This is a genomic window from Clostridium sp. ZBS15 (assembly GCF_023845705.1).
GTDB lineage: Bacteria > Bacillota > Clostridia > Clostridiales > Clostridiaceae > Clostridium > Clostridium aquiflavi.
Genome location: NZ_JAMQHY010000034.1, coordinates 81,330 through 97,733, shown reverse-complemented (window position 1 = coordinate 97,733; position 16,404 = coordinate 81,330). Strand labels below are relative to the sequence as shown.

16 protein-coding genes are annotated in these 16,404 nt (G+C 25.6%); 12 read left to right on the top strand and 4 right to left on the bottom strand.

Going from position 1 to position 16,404, the window contains the following annotated elements:
* Positions 1-22 precede the first annotated feature (22 nt).
* Positions 23-601 (top strand): sulfurtransferase-like selenium metabolism protein YedF, encoded by a 579-nt coding sequence (yedF, locus tag NG904_RS10120; RefSeq protein WP_252216221.1) that lies wholly within the window; start codon positions 23-25, stop codon positions 599-601.
* A gap of 30 nt (positions 602-631) precedes the next feature.
* Positions 632-1,588 carry an NAD(P)/FAD-dependent oxidoreductase gene (locus NG904_RS10115; protein ID WP_252216223.1) on the top strand — a complete coding sequence of 319 codons (957 nt, stop codon included), beginning with the start codon at positions 632-634 and terminating at the stop codon, positions 1,586-1,588.
* Here the strand turns inward: NG904_RS10115 and NG904_RS10110 are convergent.
* Together NG904_RS10110 and NG904_RS10105 are read right to left on the bottom strand one after the other, a co-directional pair.
* Positions 1,585-2,148, bottom strand: coding sequence for a GDSL-type esterase/lipase family protein (locus tag NG904_RS10110; protein ID WP_252216226.1), 564 nt, complete (start codon positions 2,146-2,148; stop codon positions 1,585-1,587). The two genes, NG904_RS10115 and NG904_RS10110, sit on opposite strands and share 4 nt — an antisense overlap.
* A 15-nt stretch (positions 2,149-2,163) precedes the next feature.
* Positions 2,164-2,781 (bottom strand): RusA family crossover junction endodeoxyribonuclease, encoded by a 618-nt coding sequence (locus NG904_RS10105; RefSeq protein WP_252216229.1) that lies wholly within the window; start codon positions 2,779-2,781, stop codon positions 2,164-2,166.
* 320 nt (positions 2,782-3,101) lie between these two features.
* Here NG904_RS10105 and tsaD point away from each other — a divergent pair, with 320 nt between their 5' ends.
* The 6 genes from tsaD to NG904_RS10075 all read left to right on the top strand — a co-directional run bounded on the left by tsaD (position 3,102) and on the right by NG904_RS10075 (position 9,615).
* Positions 3,102-4,121 carry a tRNA (adenosine(37)-N6)-threonylcarbamoyltransferase complex transferase subunit TsaD gene (tsaD, locus tag NG904_RS10100; RefSeq protein WP_252216234.1) on the top strand — a complete coding sequence of 340 codons (1,020 nt, stop codon included), beginning with the start codon at positions 3,102-3,104 and terminating at the stop codon, positions 4,119-4,121.
* 2 nt (positions 4,122-4,123) lie between these two features.
* Positions 4,124-5,128, top strand: coding sequence for an alpha/beta fold hydrolase (locus tag NG904_RS10095; RefSeq protein ID WP_252216237.1), 1,005 nt, complete (start codon positions 4,124-4,126; stop codon positions 5,126-5,128).
* A 161-nt stretch (positions 5,129-5,289) separates the two neighbouring features.
* Positions 5,290-6,477, top strand: a complete 1,188-nt coding sequence (locus tag NG904_RS10090) for a S1C family serine protease (protein ID WP_252231496.1) — start codon at positions 5,290-5,292, stop codon at positions 6,475-6,477.
* A gap of 162 nt (positions 6,478-6,639) precedes the next feature.
* A complete protein-coding gene (locus tag NG904_RS10085; RefSeq protein WP_252216243.1) occupies positions 6,640-7,056 on the top strand; it encodes a carboxypeptidase-like regulatory domain-containing protein in 417 nt (138 codons plus the stop codon).
* 314 nt (positions 7,057-7,370) lie between these two features.
* Entirely contained in the window at positions 7,371-8,453 is a 1,083-nt protein-coding gene (eutH, locus tag NG904_RS10080) for an ethanolamine utilization protein EutH (RefSeq protein WP_252216246.1), read from the top strand.
* Positions 8,454-8,478: 25 nt separating this feature from the next.
* A complete protein-coding gene (locus NG904_RS10075; RefSeq protein ID WP_252216249.1) occupies positions 8,479-9,615 on the top strand; it encodes an ABC transporter substrate-binding protein in 1,137 nt (378 codons plus the stop codon).
* 2 nt (positions 9,616-9,617) lie between these two features.
* On the opposite strand, the gene NG904_RS10070 is transcribed toward NG904_RS10075, so the two are convergent.
* Positions 9,618-10,739 (bottom strand): glycosyltransferase family 4 protein, encoded by a 1,122-nt coding sequence (locus NG904_RS10070; protein ID WP_252231494.1) that lies wholly within the window; start codon positions 10,737-10,739, stop codon positions 9,618-9,620.
* A 146-nt stretch (positions 10,740-10,885) separates the two neighbouring features.
* Between NG904_RS10070 and NG904_RS10065 the strand changes: the two genes are divergently transcribed.
* From NG904_RS10065 to NG904_RS10055, 3 genes are all read left to right on the top strand, one after another.
* Positions 10,886-11,902 carry a CotS family spore coat protein gene (locus tag NG904_RS10065; RefSeq protein ID WP_252231492.1) on the top strand — a complete coding sequence of 339 codons (1,017 nt, stop codon included), beginning with the start codon at positions 10,886-10,888 and terminating at the stop codon, positions 11,900-11,902.
* Positions 11,903-11,921: 19 nt separating this feature from the next.
* Entirely contained in the window at positions 11,922-12,647 is a 726-nt protein-coding gene (locus tag NG904_RS10060) for a spore coat protein (RefSeq protein ID WP_252231490.1), read from the top strand.
* Positions 12,648-12,740: 93 nt separating this feature from the next.
* Positions 12,741-13,784 (top strand): CotS family spore coat protein, encoded by a 1,044-nt coding sequence (locus NG904_RS10055; protein ID WP_252231488.1) that lies wholly within the window; start codon positions 12,741-12,743, stop codon positions 13,782-13,784.
* Positions 13,785-13,990: 206 nt separating this feature from the next.
* Here NG904_RS10055 and NG904_RS10050 read toward each other — a convergent pair whose 3' ends face one another.
* On the bottom strand, positions 13,991-15,133 hold the full coding sequence (locus NG904_RS10050; protein WP_252231486.1) for a glycosyltransferase family 4 protein: 1,143 nt from the start codon (positions 15,131-15,133) through the stop codon (positions 13,991-13,993).
* A 109-nt stretch (positions 15,134-15,242) separates the two neighbouring features.
* On the opposite strand from NG904_RS10050, the gene NG904_RS10045 reads away from it, so the two are divergent.
* Positions 15,243-16,244: a CotS family spore coat protein gene (locus NG904_RS10045; RefSeq protein WP_252231484.1), complete on the top strand. Its 1,002-nt coding sequence runs from the start codon at positions 15,243-15,245 to the stop codon at positions 16,242-16,244.
* The last annotated feature ends 160 nt before the right edge of the window (positions 16,245-16,404 follow it).

Genomic DNA, 16,404 nt, shown 5'->3' with positions numbered 1-16,404 from the left:
TAAACTAAGGGGGAGAAATTTTATGAAAGAAATAGATTGCAGAGGTTTGTCTTTTCCTAAAACTATAAGAATGGTAAAAAAATATTTCAATTCTATAGGAGAAGGTGAAGCAATAGTTATTATAGAAAAACAATCTGATAATTCTAATATAGTTAATTTTGCTATGAATTTAGGATATCATGTAGATGTAGAAGAAAATGATGAAAATGTTCAGGTATTTATAGAAAAAAGAGGATGTTTAGAGGCAATAGATGAAACTGTATTTTCAGTTTTAATAACATCAGATAAGTTTGGAACAGGAGATTCTAAATTAGGAAAAATTCTATTAAATGATTATTTAAATGCATTAAGTGATGCTATAAAGCTTCCTAAAAATATTATATTTTTAAATGAAGGTGTAAAAGTGTTTGAAGAATTACCAGAGAATACTGGATGGTTAGAAAATATAAAATTATTATATCAAGAAGGTGTAAGTGTATTTGTACATGATAAATCTTTAGAGTATTATAAGTTAAATATATCTAATAATTTTTCGGAAATTATCGATATGATTGATATAGTAGATATAATAAATGAATCTAATAACTTAGTAAAATTATAATATGTGATTTGTATATTTGGAGGAAATATAATGTTAGAATATGACTTAATTGTAATTGGTGGAGGAATAGCTGGTATGACTGCTGCTTTAGGTGCAGCGAGAAATGGAATAAAAAATATATTAATATTTGAGAGAGAACATAGCTTAGGAGGAATATTAAATCAATGTATTCATAATGCATTTGGTGAAAAACTTTTAGGAGAAAAAGTAACTGGACCTGAATATGTATATTTTATTGAAGAAAAATTAAAAAAATTTAATATAGATATTAAGCTTAACACAAATGTTATAGACATAGTAGACGATAAAAAAATAACTTATGTTAATTCAATAGAAGGAAGTAAAGAAGTATATGCAAAAGCAATAATACTAGCAACTGGATCAAGAGAAGTATATACAGGAAGTGTTATGGTTCCAACTCATGGATTAACAGGAATATTTACTTTAGGATCTGCACATAGATTAATTAATTTAGAAGGGTATCTTCCAGGTAAGAAAACAGTGATAATTGCTAAAAATAAATGGGGATTTTTAGTAGCTAGACGTATTTTAATTGAAGGTGGCAGTGTAGAAGCAATAATAATTGAAGATGAAATCAAAGAATTAATAGATGAAGAAATTGAAAACTTAATAGATGGATTTTCCATAGAAATTATAGAAAATTCTAGAGTTGTAGAAATTTACGGTAATAAAAGAATAAATAAAATTAAAGTACTAAATTTAAAAGAAGATGTAACTTCTAAAATAGAATGTGATTCTTTAATTTTATCAGTTGGATTTAGACCAGAAAATAAACTTGCTCAAAATTTAAAAATAGATATTAATAAAAGTACATTTGTTCCAGAAACAAAAGAGTTTGAGACTTCTAAAGAAGGAATTTTTGCTTGTGGTAATTTAATTTATGGAAAGTTAGCTCTTATAATGGAAGAAACAGATGGTATTAATTGTGGAATAAAATCAGCAGAATATATTAAAAAAATAAATTAGAAATAGCAAATAGCATTTTTATACATAAGGTCATTTCCTAAAGAATTAAGATGTATTCCATCTAAATATATATCACTATTATTTAAAGTAATTGAATAGAAATCTATAAAAGAGAGGTTATAGTTAATAGTTAAATTAATTATTTCCTCTTTTAAATTAATTAAATTTTTTTCTGCATAGCTATAAAAAGGTGAATATGAAAATAATTCATTTGCCATATTTCCTATGATTGAAGGTGGAATGCCTATGATAACATTAGAGTTGATTTCTAAAGCTTCTTGTATCATTAATTCTATATTTTCAATTATTGATTTTACAGTTCTTCCTAAAAGCAAATCATTGCTACCACACATAATAAATATTTTATTAGGAGTATATTTTATTACATCTTCATAATATCTAGTAAGCATTCCTGTACTTGTATCACCATTACAGCCCTTGTTTAGTGAGGTTAAGTTTAGGCTGTTTTGAATTTTATAAACCCAGGAATCTTTTTTAGGAATACCATATCCAAAAGTTAAACTATCACCTAAAAATATTATATCTATATGTTTATTCATAAAACAAACCCACCTTTAAAATAATTTATTGAAACATTTTTTACATATCAGTGTTTTTCCACCATCTGCTTTTATGTAATCATTTGTTTTTAGTATAGTATTACAAATTGTACAAAAATTTTTGTTAGTTTCTATATCTTTATTCTTGTTAGTATTTGGATTTAATACGTTTTTCTTTATTGGAGAGTATAATTTAGGATTACCTAAAACTGATTTTTTATTTATGGAATAATTAATTTCATATTCACTTTCGGCAAATAGTTCTAATTCAAAGCGAGGATTTTCTTTATCATAATATTCCTCGACGATTATTCTAGTAATCTGAGCATCATTTATGATAAGACCACTTTTTTCTATTCCATCAAATATACTTTTTGTTATATTTATTGTGTCTGGATGACGTTTTTCACTTTTATAATAAACTTTTAGTATAGCTATTAAACTTTCTTCTAATATAATATCTGGATTTTGACTTCTAGCAATAAGAGCAATTTCTTGCTCATATATAGCATATCTATCATGATATTTACCAGAATTACTAGGTAAGATAGCACGTCCATTAGTATTATGTAATTTAAAATTTGATTTTGTTATTGGTGAACCATTAACAATTACTTTAGCATAGGTTGTCATAAAAACTCCTTAATATTTATATAAATTTCATTAAAATATAATTATACTATATAAAAATATATAGTATAATGGTAACTTATACAATAATCAAAAATTGATAATATATGTTAGATACAGTATAATATTTGTGTTAATCTGTATTTGAACATAATGTTTTAATAATAGAATATGTTTTAAGTATGTGTTGATATATACAATAAGAAAATTGATATTAGCTTAATTACTCAGTTTATTTTGCTTATGTATATATCACACTCTTATAAAATATAACTAATAAATATAGATTTAGTAATTGAATTAAATAAAAGAGGTATTTAATTATGGATAAAAAATTAATTTTAGCAATAGAATCAAGTTGTGATGAAACTTCAGCAGCAGTTGTTGTTAATGGAAGAGAAGTTTTATCTAACGTTATATCTACACAAATAGATACTCATAAAAAATTTGGTGGAGTGGTACCAGAGGTTGCATCTAGAATGCATATTGAAATAGTAGATTATGTAGTGAAAAAAGCTTTAGAGGATGCATGTGTTTCTTTAGATGATATTGATGCCATAGGTGTCACTTATGGACCAGGCTTAATAGGGGCACTTTTAGTTGGACTTCAATATGCTAAAGGATTGGCTTTTGCAGCTAAAAAACCATTAATTGGAGTAAATCATATAGAAGGTCATATGTGTGCAAACTTCATACAATATAAGGACTTAGAGCCACCATTTATATCTTTAGTTGTATCAGGAGGACATACTTTTATAGTTTCTGTTAATGATTTTTGTGATTTTGAAGTTATAGGAAAAACTAGGGATGATGCAGTAGGAGAAGCATACGATAAGGTAGCAAGATCTTTAGGACTTGGATATCCAGGAGGTCCTAAAATTGATAAATTAGCAAAAGAAGGAGATCCTAATGCTATTTCTTTCCCAAGAGCTAAGTTCCATGAAGACACATTAGATTTTTCGTTTAGTGGAGTAAAATCTGCTGTATTAAATTATTTGAATAAAGCTAAGATGAAGGGGATTGAAGTTAACAATGCTGATGTAGCTGCTTCATTTCAAAAAGCCGTTATAGATGTTTTAAAAGATAATGTATTTTTAACTTGTAAGAAAAAAAATGTTAATAAAATAGCTATAGCAGGTGGTGTTGCATCTAATTCTTGTTTAAGGGAAACTCTAAAAAAAGAGGGTGCATTAAAAAATATTGAAATTTTATTTCCAGAGCCAGTATTATGCACAGATAATGCAGCTATGATAGGAAGTGCAGCATATTTTAATTATGAAAAAAATTATGTTTCTTCTTTTGATATAAATGCAAAGCCTAATTTGAAGTTGGGAGAACGTTAAATATGAATTTATTGCCTCATTCGAATGGATTTCAAAGAATTAAATCACCTAAATTTAATTTATTAGATTTTTTAAGAAGAGCATTAATTATCATAATTGTTTTTCTTATAACTGGCTTTTTAGTGCAATCCATAAGCAATTTTATTGCAAATGAAAAATTAAAGGCAAGTTTAAAATATGTTAGAGTAGAGACTAAGAAATTAGAATATAAAATTAAGGGAACAGGATCATATACTATAGTCTTTGATGGAGGAATTGGGAGTAACATATATCAATGGGATGAAGTTTGTAAAAAACTAGAACGTGATGCTGATGTTAAAACATTTGTATATAACAGAAAAGGATATGGATTTAGTGATTCTGGTGAACGAAGAACACCAGAGGAACAAGCAGAAGATTTGAAAAATTTATTAAAAAAATCTGGTGCTAGCGAACCATATGTATTTGTTAGTGAAGAATATGGAAGTTTAATTTCTATGAATTTTACAGAAAAATATCCAGAACTAGTAGCAGGTCTTGTCTTGATAAATCCATTATCTTATGATTTAGTGAACAGTAAAGAATATTCAGAATCTATAAAATGGCAGTATTATAAATCTAAATTAAGATTTATAGGAAGTTATTTTTATATTACAGAGTTAAGTGACAAATTAGGATTAATAAAAAGCAATATTGATATAGAAGATTTACCTAATGGAGCAAAAGAAGAAATTAATATACATAAAAATAAAAAAAATTATACTAAGGCAATATATGATGAGATAGGAAACTTATGTAAAAAAGATATTAATACAAAGATTGATAACATAATAAAAATTAAACCAACATATATAATAAGCAATAACATTACTTCTGAATCAGATGAAGTTATAGAGAATTCTTTATTAACAGTATATAAGTCTTCAATATTGAGCAGTCCATATGCATTACATGATCAACAAAGTATTGTGGATGGCGTTAATAATATAATAAAAAAGGCAAAAAAAATAGAAAAAGTTAATTCATAAAACTAATATTAAGATTATTAAATAATAAATGAAAAATATGGGATATTAATATGTAGTACATATATTAATGTCCCATATTCTTATATTGACATTTTTCTGACACAAAATAACTTTATACTAAGAGTGTAAGATAAATATAAAAATTTTAGGAGGAATTTATTATGGATAATAAAGAGAATTTTATAGATGTAAATGAAAATGAAATTAAATATACAGATGAGAGTTTCATAGACAATAATATACAGAAAAAAAAGAAAAAAAGAAAAAAAAAAATTGCCAGTGTAGCAACTTCATTAGTAATTGCATTAGTTGGTGGAATTTTTGGTAGTGGAATAACGTACTTATTAGTTAAAGATAATATTTCTGCTGCACAATATAAAAATTATTCCCCATCAATATTTACTCAAGAAACATCTTCAGGGACACTTTCTACAACAGAAGCATTTAATAAAGTAGCACCTGCAGTTGTAATTGTATCTACAAAAGGATTATCAAATTCTGGATTTTTTCCACAAGAAGTTGAGGGAATTGGATCTGGATTTATTATAAATGAGGATGGTTATATATTAACTAATAATCATGTTATAAAAGGTGCAAATGAGGTAAAAGTTACGTTAAGTGATGGAAAAGAAGTTAATGCAACAGTAGTAAATTATGATGAAGCAAAAGATGTTGCAATGATTAAAGTGGAAGATGGAACTAAGGTTCCAGCAGTTGCTGAACTAGGAGATTCTGATGCTTTATTCCCTGGAGATCAAGTTATAGCAATTGGAACACCTCTTTCAAAGGAGTTTGCACAAACACTTACACAAGGTGTTATAAGTGCTGTAAATAGAAATGTAGCAAGTGAAAGTGGAACTAGTGTTAATCTTATACAAACAGATGCAGCTATAAACCCAGGTAATAGTGGTGGACCATTAGTTAATTCTAAAGGTCAAGTTATCGGAATAAATTCAATGAAAATAGGTACTCAATTAAGTGGAACTAGTGTTGAAGGTATGGGATTTGCAATTCCAATAAATGAAGTAAAAGAAAAGATGGATTCATTATCTAAGCCTATATTAAATTTAGGAATACAAGTAAGAGAGATTGATAATAATCTTGCTAAAAGATATGATTTACCAGAAGGAATATATGTAGCAGGTGTTGAAGAATTTTCACCAGCAGAAAAAGCAGGAGTAAAAGTTGGAGATGTAATAACTAAATTTGATGGAAAAAACATTACAAAATTTAATGAATTAAAAGAATTAAAGTCAGGAAAAGAAGTAGGAGATAAAGTTAAAATTCAAGTTGCAAGAGACGGAAAAAATGTTGATTTAGAAATTATATTAGAAGAAAAATCTAATTAGTTTATTCCAAATGCTATGTTTAATTTTTTAATTAAGCATGGCATTTTTTAATATATATACTTATTTTATAAGAGAAAAAAATAAATACTGTATAAAATATTCACAAAATGGAAGCTTGAGTCATATTTTATTATCATAAATAAACTTTTGGAGGTAAAAATAATGAGCGGAAGAATAAGTGTATGTTCTATTTGTCCTAGAGAAAATGAACAGATTGATGCGGTAATTAGATTATCAAAAGATAGAAGAAGTTGTATTTATGGAACAGTAATAGATGAAAATGGCGCTGCTGTAGCTGATGCAGTAGTTAAATTATTACAAGTTACTGGATGTGGACAAAAAACCCCAGTTCCATTAACTCACACTTTTACTGATAAATACGGTCAATTTTTACTTGGACCTTTATGTCCAGGTAAAAGATATATGTTAAAAGTATACAAAGATAATGTTTCAATTAGATACGCTCCACTAGATGTTGATTGTTATGAAGGATCTTGTATAGGCGTAAATGGTACAAGTGATGATTCAGAAGATAATTCAAGTGGCTGTGGAAGCAATCATAGTCATCATTGCAGATAGATAATTTCTAATTGTAATTAAGAAACTAACTTAGAATTAATTATGCTAGGAAAATAGATTAATATAGTTGAGTTTTGTTTATAAAAAGTCTTCTTTTATAATAAAGGAGACTTTTTATGTTATACTTAATATTGATTCCATATAAAAGAATTGTTAGTATTAGATAGACTTTTTATTACGTCTAAATTTGAAATATTTATACCATTAACTGGGACAAAGCTTAGATGTTTAGAATTTAAATACTCTTAGCAATAATTTATACAATAAGGAGTATTATGGATTTTAGTTATTTAATTTAAATATGGAGGAAAAACATGAATAATATAGTATTAAGTATTATAGCATTTTTCTTTTTAATTGGTGCTATTGACTATATAGAAGGAGATAAATTAAAAGTATCTAGTTACTTTGAAGAAGGCATAAAAACAATGGGATCGCTTGCTATATCTATGGTTGGTATATTGTCTTTAACACCATTTTTAGCTGAGGTTTTAACTAACTTTTTAACACCAATAGCACAAAAACTATCTTTAGATGCATCTATATTTCCAGCAAGTCTAATAGCAATTGATATGGGTGGTTTTAATTTATCTAATGAATTAGCATTATCTAATTCTATGGGGAATTTCTCAGGGATATTAATGTCATCAATTTTAGGCTGTACTATTAGCTTTACTTTACCATTAGCTGTAGGTTTAGTGAAACAAGAAATGATGGAAATAGTATTTAAGGGGATTTTATGTGGAATTATAACAATGCCTTTAGGTTTATTTATTGGAGGAATAATGTTAAGGGTACAAGTGTACACTTTAATTTATAACTTACTTCCTGTAATATTACTCTCAATAATTTTAACATTAGGTATAATTTTTAGACCCAAAAAACTAATAATAATTTTTAAATATTTAGGAAAAATGATAATGTTTATAAGTATAATAGGATTAATCATACAAGGGGTATATTCTATTTCAGGAATAAAGCTTTTGAATAATATTATGCCTATTGAAGAAGTAATTACTATTGTTGGAAGAATAGCTCTGTTTTTAGGCGGTGCATATGTGATGTTAGAAGTAATAAAAAGATCATTAAGCAAACCTTTAAGTAGAATAAGTAAACTTTTTAATATCAATTTGAATTCTATTGCTGCACTTATTGGAAGTTTAGCTTCAGCAATTGTTATATTTTCAAATTTCGATAAACTAGATGATAGAGGTAAAATTATTTGTACAGCATTTTCAGTTGGAGGTGCGTATGTACTTGGAGGTCAAATGGGGTATGTATCAAGTGTAGCTCCAAAGTTATTGTCTATATATATTTTTATAAAATTACTTTGTGGTATATTAGCAGTACTTTTTGCTTTAACTTATTTAAAATATGAGCAAAAGTATAAAAAATAATGTTAAATATTTAGAGGTGTGAATAATGAGAAATATACTTAAATATTGCTTAACTTTTTTTGTAACTGTAATTATCATTATATCTTGTGTACTTTACATCCAAGATGATAATACTCCAAAAGTTAAGGGGTACATAAATGTTTTTGTAAAAGAAGATTCATATGAATACTTAAAGCAATGCAGTGATAAATTCATGGAAGATAATAATAAAGTTCATATAGAGATTAATAGTATTGATGATTATAGTGAAACATTAAACAAGGAAAAATATAATAAGTATAAATCTACTGATATATTATTATTAAATAGATTAGAATTTGAAAATTTAAATGAAAATAATAATATTAAATATAAGGATATGAAAAAAATTTTAGATACATATTCTAAAAATTTTTCAAAGTCCAGAATAAATCAAGTTAGAATAGATGATAAATTAATGGGAGTTCCATTAAACTCCAAACCAATGGTATTATATATAAGAACTGATATGTTAAGAGAGTATGGCTATAGTAGTGATGATATTAACACTTGGGATGATTTTATAAAATTAGGTGTTGATATATATAACAAAAGCAATGGCACTGTTCAGATTCTAAATGCTACAGGAAGTGATTATGAGGACTTGGTTAGCTTGATTATTATGCAATATATAGATGAGGACAAGACAGAAGATGTTATAAAAAATGAAGTTAAAGAAAGAATAGATACTCTTAGAAATAATAATATATTAAATTTAAATAGTGATGGAAAATTCTTGGCTAGGATATCTTCAATTGATGCAATGAGAGAGCTTAAAGCATTGGATGTAGAGTGTGAATGGACTGCAATCAATCCTCCAAGCATAAGTTTAGGAACTAATAGATTTTATTGTGAAGAAGGAGATAATTTAATAGTTTTAGATGATGAGCAAGAAAATGCTGAATTAGTAGAAAAATTCATAACATATTTAATAACTAATACGAAAGTTTCAATGGATTATATTCAAGAAGGAAAGTTTTTTTCTAGTTTTCTTTATACTTATAAAAATATAAAAACAGAAGATACAATTAAAAATTTCACAGGAAAAAGCCCTCTCGTTGTAATGAGCAACATAGAAGAGAGAGCTCCAATTATGAAACAATATGATAAATATATTAAAATAAAAAATGAACTTTTAGATTAAGCTTAAGATTGTATAATCTTTTTATAAGCATCTAATGTTTTTATTGCTGTTTGCCTCCATGTAAATTGGAGGCTTCTATTATATCCTTTTTTTGATAATTCAGATTTCAAACTATCATTATTCAGGACTTCAACCAATGAATTTTTTAAAGATTCTTCATCATAAGGGTTAATAAGTATTGCATCATTGGAAGTTACCTCAGGAATTGAAGAGAGAATTGAGGATATTACGGGAGCTCCACAACTCATCGCTTCTAATGGAGGCAGTCCAAAACCTTCATAAAAAGAAGGATATAAAAACACGTCACATGCATTGTAAAAAATAGGCAATAAATCATCGCTTACATATCCAGGGAAAATAATATTATCTTCTAAATTATTGGTTTTAACAAAATCTAATAATTTTTCACCTTCATCTTTTAATCCACCAACTAAAACTAATTTATAGGGCTTTTTAAAATCTTTATATGTTTTCATATATGCTTTGATAACTCCTAAAACATTTTTTCTTGAACTAAATCCACCTATATACAAAGCAAATGGCTGATTTATATTAAATTTTGTATTTAAATAATTTTTACAATTTATTTTATTTAAAAGTTTAAACTTAGAGTTAGCTGCAAGTGGAGTTACAAATATTTTATCTTCAGGATAACCATTAAAAAACTTTAATATATCTTTCTTTGAATATTCAGAAACTGTAAGTATACCATCTGAATTATAAATAATTTCAGGCATATCTTTAAGAAAGCGTTCCAAATATCCTTTTCCAACTGTTTCAGGCATTATATAAGGAATTAGGTCATGTATAGTAACCACATTTTTATATGCATTAGAATATTTTAGCCCAATTCCATTTTGAGGAATATGATAAAGATCTATCTTCTTTTCTTTTAATATATTTGGAATATAATATTTTTCATAAAAACTAGAATGTTTTCCTGAAGAATATATAATATCTGTGTTTTTATTAATAAAGTCTTTATTAAATTTTCCAGAACAAAATAAAGTGAAATTATCTTCAAAATTTACAGATAACATATTAGATATAAGATTGTTAGTGTAAGTTCCTATACCTGTCCCCTGATGTAATGTAGAACTACGAGCATCTATAGCGATTTCCATAAAACACCTCTTAACATACATATATAACTAAGATATTAAATTAACTTGGTTTTTGTGAATACAAAATTAGTTGTTTTATATCTACTAAATCACAATAAATTATTAAATAACATACAATAAAAAGAATAATATTTTTGGGGAATTTTATGAAAAATAATGATATGGTATTAAAAATAAAGGATTATATTGAAGAAAATTATGAAATAGAAGTAGATAATTTAGAAAAAGTTAAAAATAGTTATAAGGTAATATCAAAAGATAAAGGTTATTCTATAAAAATTATAAAGTATAATTTTGAACACTTTTATTTTATTTTGTCTGCAATTAAACATCTACAGCAAAATAAATTTAGTAAGATTCCTGAATTTATTAGGACTAAAAATGGTAAAGAATATATTAGTTTAGATGGAAAATATGCATATTTAACAGAATGGATACCATCTAGAGTAAGCAATTATGACAATCCATTTGAACTGGCTAAGGTGTCTAATAAATTAGCAGAATTACATGAGTGTAGTAAGAATTTCACAATAAATGATAGGATGCAACCTAGGATAGGTTGGTTTTCTTGGGAAGATGTATTTAAAACAAGATCTAATGAAATATTAGATTTTAAAAATAGGATAAGTCAAAAGGCTAATAAGTCAGATTTTGATTTATTATATTTAAAAAATATAGATAAAGAATTAAAAAGAGCAGAAAAAAGTATTGAAGGTTTAAAAAGAAATAATTATATGGAGATAATGAAGAAAGAAGTATTTAAATCAGGATTTTGTCATCATGATTATGCAAATCACAATATTTTAATTGATAACAATAATGAAATTAATATAATTGATTTTGATTATTGTATACTAGATTCTCATTTACATGATCTATCATCTCTTTGTATAAGAAGTATGAAATATGGAAAATGGGAAGATAAAAAAGCAGATTTAATATTGAAAAATTATGAGGATATAATTGAATTGAAAAAAGAAGAAATTCCATTAATGAGAGAATTTATTAGATTTCCACAATGCTTCTGGCAGTTAGGAATACAAGTATATTGGGAACAACAATCTTGGGGAGAAGAATTTTTTATTAATAAATTAAATAAATACTTAGACGATTGTTATGAAAGAGAAGCATTTATAGAGGATTACTTCAAAGGAGGAGATTAAAATAGAAGAATTAGATATAATGCAATATTTAAACAGTAAGGGAATAGATATTGCGGGGAAGTATTTTGAATATGATAAAAATATAACCAATAAAAAAGCTATAGATCAAGTAAAAACAATGGTTAATCTCCAAAAAATTTTATTAGGATATAATAATGAGTCTTTGATTAGAATTAAGAGTACTATAGGAAAAGAAATTGAGAGTTATAAGGTTCAAATAAGAAGATTACAAAGGGATTATGAAAATATAATGAATAGAGGAATAGAGAATGATTTTGAAAAATTAATTATTTCAGATGGTAGAAGATTATTAAATCAAGCAAATGATGTAATAAATTATATATACTCTCATAATTATTTTGGAATTATAGAAAGAAGCATGAATAGAGAAGAGTTATGTATTGGAAGGAGTGATCAAGGAAATTTAAGATTTAATGGTAATATTCAAATAGGAAGTCTGAAGTATATGTCATATAACTTAGTAGAAGAAGATTTATATAAATATATAAAAAGAATTAAAAGAAAAAATAATTGTATAGATGAAGAAAAATTGATAAAAGTTTTTGTATATGAATCACATTTATCTAATTACAGTATAAATTATTTGAGAGCCTTGTGTAGTTTTCCAAGAGATACTTTGAAAATATGGGAAAAGTATAGAGTCAATAAAAAATTAAAAACATATGAAGAATTTTCAAAACAATTTAAAAATAGTATAGATTATGAAAGTAAAATATTTATCTGATAGTGAATATATACAATATTTTTATTTTTACTAAGCAAGAATGCTAGAAGATACAATAATGGAGTTGTTTCTTTATTTATAGGGAGGATGTAAATGAATAGGATTAGATATGCTGAGAGGAATTCTCTATGTGATTACGATTTGAGTTTCGAATTTTTTAATGAATTAGGAATTAACATAAACGATATAAGTCCAGTAAGAAATGTATTTATAATATACACCGATAATGGTAATAAAATTTTAAAAAAAGTAGACTGTAATGAAAAAAAATTAACTTTAATTAATGAATCGTTAAATTATATAAAAGATAAGTATAATAATATAATAACTTATAGTGAGTTTGAAAATGGTTCAATATATAAGAAGTGGAAAGATAAAACTTATGTTGTAATGGACTTATTAGACGGAAGAGAAGCATGTTTTACAAACCCTTTAGAGATAAAATTATGTGCTAAGAATATTGCATTAATGCATAAGGCTTCTAGTGGTATTAGAGAAGAATTAATAAAAAAGTTAAATGAAGATTTTTTAGATGAATCATTGGAGTGGAAATTTGAGAAGGCATATGATGAACTTAGTTTTTTAAAAGAACTAGTAAGTAAATATAAATATAAGAACGAATTTGATAATTTATTTATTAATAATGTTGATAAATATTTGCAAGATATTATAGTTGTTAAAGAATTGCTTTCAAAAAGTAAATATACTGATTTAAGAAAAAATGGACAAACTATATCATTATGTCATAATGATTTAGCATATCATAACTTCTTAATAAAAAAAGAGGATGTAAGTATAATAGACTTTGATTTTTTAACTATAGATTTAAGAATAATGGATATAGCAGATTTTATATTAAAATCTATAAAAAATTCTGCATTTGATATTGATAAGATGTTATTAGCAATAAATTCTTATGAAGAAGTTTTACCTTTGATGGAAGAAGAAAAGGAAATATTATATATACTATTATATTTTCCTAGAGATTTTTATAATATATCAAGAGATTATTATTACAAGAGAAAGAAATGGGATTATGAAGTTTATTTAAATAGATTTAATTCAAAATTAAATAATGAGCAATTTAGAAAAGATTTTATAGAAGAATATAAAAGTTATGTTTTATCAAAATGTTGATATATGTACAATCATAGTGGACGGAGCAATTAAATTAAAAACAACTAAAAGCTGCCTCAAAATTACTTGAGACAGCTTTTTAAGTGCATATGTTTAAAAATATTATTGATATTGTAAGAAAGTTTTTATGTAATATAAATTCAAAGTTAAGAAGTGAATATTACATAAACTTAATTACAATATCAACCTTTATTAGACATGCCAATTTACTTTCGTGAAATTTTATTTTCAAATAATATTGATTTATAAGCATTTATAGTTTCATAAGCAGTTTTATTCCATGAGAATTTAGAACTTCTCTTTAAACTTTTATTAACCATAGTTAATTTTAAAACACTGTTTTCTAGCACTCTTTGGATGTCATAAGACAATTCATCTATATTATGAGGATCTATTAATAGAGCAGACTCATAACATACCTCTGGAAGAGATGTAACATTAGATACTATAACAGGTGTACCACAAGCCATACACTCTAACGGAGGAAGTCCAAATCCTTCATAAAATGATGGATAAACTAAAACTTCAGTTGCATTGTAAAATACAGGCATATCTTCAAGAGGAATAAAACCAGTGAATATTACATTAGATGATACTCCTAATTTTTCAGCACGTTCTTTATATCTAAAATATGATTGGCCTTTCTTTCCTACAATAACAAGCTTAGTTTTTTCCATTGTGCTATAAGGAAGTTTAGAGTATGCATCAATTAATCCTAATATGTTTTTTCGTGGACTAAATCCACCTACATAAAGAATAAAATTATCATCTATATTGTATTTTTCACTAATTATTTTTTTGCATTGACATTTACTTAATGGTCTATAAATTTCTTCTGCTGCAAGAGGAGTAACATATATATTTTCTTTTGGAAAATTAAATTCATTAGCTATATCGTTTTTAGAAAACTCAGAGACAGTAATTATACCTTGGCAATTTTCTAATATACTAGGTAATTCATCATTAAAAATTCTAAGATATCTATCACTAACTGTTTCTGGCATTCTAAGTGGAATAATATCATGTAGTGTAATTACTTTTTTACAATTAATATTTTTAGAAAGTCCAATTCCATTTTGAGGTACATGATAAATTTCCATATCTGAGTTATTTAAAATATTAGGAACTTTAATTTCATCCCAGAAGTTATCATAATCATCGCTTGATTCTACATTTTGTATTGAAAAGTTAGCGTTTAGATTATTTAGAGAATCACACTTTGGCATAAATATTAAATAATCATTAGTGTTATCAATAGTATTTAAGCTTCTAATTAATTCATGAGTATATGTGCCAATACCAGTGCCTCTATACCATTTCGCAGCTCTACCATCTATTCCTATTCGCATTATTTAATCCTTTCAAAGAATTTATATTAATTTATTATATTAAAAGAATATAAAAAATGTTAATAAAAGAAGTAATATGCACATATAAATTATAAAGGAGGTGAGCACTATGATGAGGGAATTTGAAATAGAAAGACAGTTCGATATTAAGATAGAAATAATTAAGGCTAATAAGGGTGTTTACTATCTTAAGACTAACAAGGGAGAACGATGTTTAAAGAGGATAAATTATGGGCCTCAAAAATTATTATTTGTATATGGTGCAAAAGAACATTTAATAAAGAATGGTTTTGGTTATTTAGATAGATATTATTTAAATGTTAATGATGAACCATATGCACTAGTAAATGAGGATTTATATACTTTATCTGAATGGTTAGAAGGCAGAGAGTGCGATTTTAGAAATATTGATGAGGTGAAAATAGCAGCGCAAACTCTTGCATATATGCATGAAGCATCTAAGGGATATGATCCACCAGAAAATTCAAAATTAAAGAGTGATTTAGGAAGATGGCCTCATTTAATGGAAAAGAGAACAAAATCTTTAGACAAAATGAAAGATATTATAAGAAAAAGAAATATAAAAAATGATTTTGATATGATATATCTAAAATCAGTAGAATTCTACAGGGAATTAGGCAAACAAGCCTTGCAAACATTAAAGGAATCAAATTACTATGAATTGTGTATGGTTGCAGAACAAGAAAAGACATTCTGTCATCATGATTTTACTTATCATAATATAATTATAGATAGTAATGAAAAGTCACATATAATAGATTTTGACTATTGCAAGAGAGAAGTTAGAACTTTTGATATAAGTAATTTTATGATAAAAGTTTTAAAAAGAGTAGATTGGAATATTGATTTTGCTAAAGCTATTATTGAATCATATAATTCAGTGTCTAAACTTAGAGATGATGAATATAAAGTCTTATATGCATACTTACAATTTCCACAAAGATATTGGAGATTGGCAAATAGGTATTATTATAATGAAGTTAATTGGGGGCAAAATACATTTACTAATAAGCTAAGTTCAATAATAGAAGAAAAAGATAAATTCTTATCATTCTTAAATGAATTTAAAAAAGAGTATACTATTGAGTAATGAATGTGATAGGAAAAAGTCCTATTAGTATAAGTTGTTCTTATATTAATAGGACTTATTTTATTCTTTAGGAATTTATATTATTAAAAAATTTGTGGATAACTTTTAAAATAATGTGTTTTAAAGGTATTATGAGTACCCCTAAAGAATAAAAAATAAT

Bases quoted from the DNA above. Each gene is read 5' to 3' on its own strand.
- NG904_RS10060 (WP_252231490.1), top strand. From the start codon at position 11,922: ATGCAATATTTAAACAGTAAGGGAATAGATATTGCGGGGAAGTATTTT.
- NG904_RS10050 (WP_252231486.1), bottom strand. From the start codon at position 15,133: ATGCGAATAGGAATAGATGGTAGAGCTGCGAAATGGTATAGAGGCACT.
- NG904_RS10115 (WP_252216223.1), top strand. From the start codon at position 632: ATGTTAGAATATGACTTAATTGTAATTGGTGGAGGAATAGCTGGTATG.
- NG904_RS10075 (WP_252216249.1), top strand. From the start codon at position 8,479: ATGAGAAATATACTTAAATATTGCTTAACTTTTTTTGTAACTGTAATT.
- tsaD (WP_252216234.1), top strand. From the start codon at position 3,102: ATGGATAAAAAATTAATTTTAGCAATAGAATCAAGTTGTGATGAAACT.
- NG904_RS10085 (WP_252216243.1), top strand. From the start codon at position 6,640: ATGAGCGGAAGAATAAGTGTATGTTCTATTTGTCCTAGAGAAAATGAA.
- NG904_RS10055 (WP_252231488.1), top strand. From the start codon at position 12,741: ATGAATAGGATTAGATATGCTGAGAGGAATTCTCTATGTGATTACGAT.
- NG904_RS10070 (WP_252231494.1), bottom strand. From the start codon at position 10,739: ATGGAAATCGCTATAGATGCTCGTAGTTCTACATTACATCAGGGGACA.
- eutH (WP_252216246.1), top strand. From the start codon at position 7,371: ATGAATAATATAGTATTAAGTATTATAGCATTTTTCTTTTTAATTGGT.
- NG904_RS10110 (WP_252216226.1), bottom strand. From the start codon at position 2,148: ATGAATAAACATATAGATATAATATTTTTAGGTGATAGTTTAACTTTT.
- NG904_RS10065 (WP_252231492.1), top strand. From the start codon at position 10,886: ATGAAAAATAATGATATGGTATTAAAAATAAAGGATTATATTGAAGAA.
- NG904_RS10045 (WP_252231484.1), top strand. From the start codon at position 15,243: ATGATGAGGGAATTTGAAATAGAAAGACAGTTCGATATTAAGATAGAA.
- NG904_RS10095 (WP_252216237.1), top strand. From the start codon at position 4,124: ATGAATTTATTGCCTCATTCGAATGGATTTCAAAGAATTAAATCACCT.
- NG904_RS10090 (WP_252231496.1), top strand. From the start codon at position 5,290: ATGGATAATAAAGAGAATTTTATAGATGTAAATGAAAATGAAATTAAA.
- yedF (WP_252216221.1), top strand. From the start codon at position 23: ATGAAAGAAATAGATTGCAGAGGTTTGTCTTTTCCTAAAACTATAAGA.
- NG904_RS10105 (WP_252216229.1), bottom strand. From the start codon at position 2,781: ATGACAACCTATGCTAAAGTAATTGTTAATGGTTCACCAATAACAAAA.